This is a genomic window from Streptomyces sp. NPDC056347, from assembly GCF_042262625.1.
In the GTDB taxonomy this organism is placed as follows: Bacteria; Actinomycetota; Actinomycetes; order Streptomycetales; family Streptomycetaceae; genus Streptomyces.
The window spans coordinates 1-3,589 of the sequence record NZ_JBHJQP010000311.1 but is presented as its reverse complement, the minus strand read 5'-3'; the positions used below and the strand labels follow the sequence as shown (position 1 = coordinate 3,589).

Here is a 3,589-nt window from a genome sequence, read left to right as displayed (position 1 = left end):
TCGCCGGGGCTGGGGTGGCCGCACTCCCCCGCTGACCCCCCCCCGGGGGCCTGCTACCCCCGCGGCCCAACCGCCCCCACCGGCCCCACCCCTCCGGGGGCACCCGTCCCCCCCGTACGGGTGCCGCCGGTTTTCCGCCCGGTCCAGGACGCGTCCCCGTGGCGGGGGCCGGTGCCATCTCGTTCGGGTGGTGCGCTCAGGCACCGTCAGCGCGGGACGTGGCCCCCGGGCGTCAGCCCTGGAGCGCGTCCGTGACCTTCCCCGTGAGGAGGGGGCCCTCCAGCCACTCGTACTCCTTGAGGATGTTCACCTGCATCCGCAGGGACTCCTCCGACTCGGACAGCGCGTCGGCGACCGTGGGCACGGACACTTCGGTGCTCGTCCCGCCCTTGGGGACGGACACCCAGAGCGAGGGACCGTTCGTGGACAGGGGCCGCTCCGGGTCGGCGTCCTCGCCGAGGCCGGAGAGCCACTCCTCGTCGACATCCTTCGTGGACAACTCCGTGCCCTCGCGCACCGGCAGGAAGTCGAACCGCGTCTCGATGCCGATGTCGGCGGGCTGGGAGAGCTCCACCTTCCAGGTGAGCTTCCGGCCCTCGGTGACCGAGTCGGCGACCGGGGTCACGCTGACCGTGGGCATCGGGTCGTCGTTCTCCACGAGCACGCCCCCGAAGGCGCCGCCGACCGCCGTGCCGTGTACGGCCTTGGCCGCGACCTCGTGGCTGAGGTCGTAGTTGAAGCGGGAATTTCCCTCGACCGTGATCGGCACGTCCACGGAGCCACCGGCCTCGACCGTTACGGTGCGGACGGCGGACTCGTGGGTCTCCGGGTCGCGGACGGCGAGCTTGATCACGCCGGTGCCCTTGCCGGTGACCTGGACGGGCACGTTGTAGGTGCGGGTGCCGGAATCGCCCTCCTTGACCGTCAGCCTGCCGATGTCGACACGCGGAAGTGCGACGGGGCGTACCACCGGGGTGCCGGGGCGCCAGCCCCAGGCGTCCATCAGCCAGAACTCGCCGGAGCTGCTGCGCGGGGTGAGCTCCAGCGACCGCGTCCGCTTCAGGTCGACACCGGCGCCGACGGCGGCCTTCAGTGGGACGCGGACCTCACGCGCCCAGTACGCGGCCGTCGAGTCGGAGCCGGGAAGGCCGTCGACGGTGACCTGACCGAGCCCCACCCGCTTGCCGGAGGTGTCGGTGAGGGCGACGTCGAGCCGGGTGCCCCGGGTGTTCGGCGGCACCATCACCCGCAGGGCGAGCGCGTCGGAGCCCGCCAGCGAGAAGGCGCGCCCCGGCGTCAGCCGGACCGGGGTGCCCGGCTCGGTCCAGCGGGCCGTGACCGCGTTGCGGCCCGGCTCACTGGTGGTCTCCGCCCAGGACGCGAAGTGCGGCGACCTACCGGGGGTGGAGTCAGGTGTACAGGCCCGCGCGGCGTTCGTCGTGACCTGCTGGCACACGCGCCCGTTCGTCACCGAGAGCGGGTCGTCGGGCCGGATCGCCGGAGTGCGGTTGCCGCCGACGGCATGGGTCAGCACCCGGGCGGGATCGGCCGAGGGTGCGCGCCGGTCGGAGCCGTCGAGCAGCGGGCGGACCCGGTCGTCGCCCCCGAGGAAGAGCCGCGCGGCGGCGGCGATGTAGGTGGCGCCCGCCGTCTGCTGCTGCTCGGCGCTCAGCCGGGTCCCGGCCCGTGCCGAGCAGACCGGGTCCGGGTTGTTCCGGTCGTCCCAGAAGTCGTCGGCGGCCGGGGCCTCGGCCTGGCCGGGCGTCCACTCCGTGTTGAAGAAGTTGTGGTTGGCGCCGACCATGTACACCGCGCTGTGCATCGCCGTGCCCTGGCCGATGCCCCGGGTGCCGTCAAGGTACATCTGGCCCTGAAGGTCGCTCACATCGCCGTCACAGCCCGGCAGGATGGTCATCGAGGGCACGTCGGGCGTGGGGTTCTGGCCGAAGTTGGTGGGGCCGATCAGGACGGTGCCGCGGATCCGCCAGCCCACCGGCCCCCGGTAGCCGTCCTCGGCGGGCGGTGGCGGGGAGACGCTGTCGAGAGCCGCCCGGTTGACGCCCTCGCCGCCCCGGGAGTGGCCGACCAGGAGCACCTTCGAGAGGTCCGCGGGCTCCGTCGCACGCACGGCCTCGGGGGCCTTCGCGGGGCTCGCACCCCACTCCGCCCAGCGGGCGAGGTGCCGGCGCACCAGGGACGAACGGGCCTGCGCCCCGAAGTCGGCCGCGCGGCCGTCCTGCGCGTTGACACCGTTCGCGGAGATGGAGACCGTCACATAGCCCTGGGACGCCAGGAGCTTCTGATCGTGCAGAAAGCCTCGGTAGCTCGGGATCTCCTTGTTGCCCGGCTTGCACGGCCACTCCATGCCTGCGCTGTTCCCGCCGGGCTCGTAGCAGGTGGCGCCGCGGCCGTGGACGAAGAGCGCCAGCGGTCGCTTCCCCGGCGCGTCCGTCGGGCCGACGACCGTGGCGCGCATCTCCACGGGCTCGGCGTAGCCCGGCAGCCTCACCGACTTCAGGGAGTACTCACCACTGGTGGTGCGGTACTTACCTGCGACACCGGGGTCGACCGGGTTGGCGGGGAACGGCTCCTGGGATGCCTCCGCGGCCGACGAGCGCCGCTGACGGGGTGCCCGGTCGGCCTTTGCGGCGTCCAGCCGCCGCGAACCGGCGACCACCTGGAGTTCGCTCACCGGTCCGGTCCTCACCCCGTCGAGGCGGAGCCGGAAGGTGCGTTGGTCGGGGGAGGGCTTTGGGACGCCGAGGGTCCGCTCCCCCGAGCGGAACTCGACCAGGGCGCCGCCCATGCCCACGGGCTCGGGCGAGCTCCAGATCAGCTCCCCGCCCTCGACACGCCACCCCTCCGGCAGCCGCTCCCCGAAGGCGCCCGGCGGCGCGCCGGGTATGGACTCGGCGGCCGGTCGTGCATGCGCCGGCCCTGGCACACCCGCCGCCAGCGCCACGGCCGCCAAGGCAGTCGTCAGCGCGCGTGAGACCTGTCTCACGATGGTGTCTCCTCGTTGTCGGTCGTGCTTCACCGCTCCGGGAATCCCAGGAGCACCCCCCGCACCGGGGAGAGGGTGACGCGTCATCACCGGTTGTCCCGCCTCGGGGAACCTGACAGGAATCTGACAGGAGCTGAACAGGGGCCGAACAGGAGCGCCGAGGAAGAGCCGGACGGGGGTCATGGGGCCGGGGTCGCTGATCGAAAAATCCTGCCCCGGAGCAGCGGTCCGACGACCGTGCGGCAATCGGGGCCGGCACCCTGTGCTCGCCGACGCCCGGCGCGACCGGGCCGGTGGGACGAGCGGGATCTCCGTGAGGGAGCGTTCGGCACGCCGGATCAACGGCCCCTGCCCGAGAGGGGGCGAGCTGGGGGCTCAGGGACAGGACGGCCCGAGGCTTTCTTCGTAGCCGGCCCGGCGTTCGCCGACTGCATGGTCCTGTGCCTCGGGGTACTGACAGCGGCCTGACGCCGTCCGGGCCGGAGACGGTCCGAACCCATCCCCCATGACCACGAACGTCGAAGGCCCCCACTGCAAGCAGTGGGGGCCTTAGACGTATTTCCCGGGGAGATCAAATGCGGAGGA

1 protein-coding gene is annotated in these 3,589 nt (G+C 72.9%); it reads right to left on the bottom strand.

What is annotated here, in order from left to right; all coding sequences use genetic code 11:
- Window positions 1-232 precede the first annotated feature (232 nt).
- On the bottom strand, window positions 233-3,004 hold the full coding sequence (locus ACFCV8_RS35730; protein ID WP_376689724.1) for a hypothetical protein: 2,772 nt from the start codon (window positions 3,002-3,004) through the stop codon (window positions 233-235).
- Window positions 3,005-3,589 lie beyond the last annotated feature (585 nt).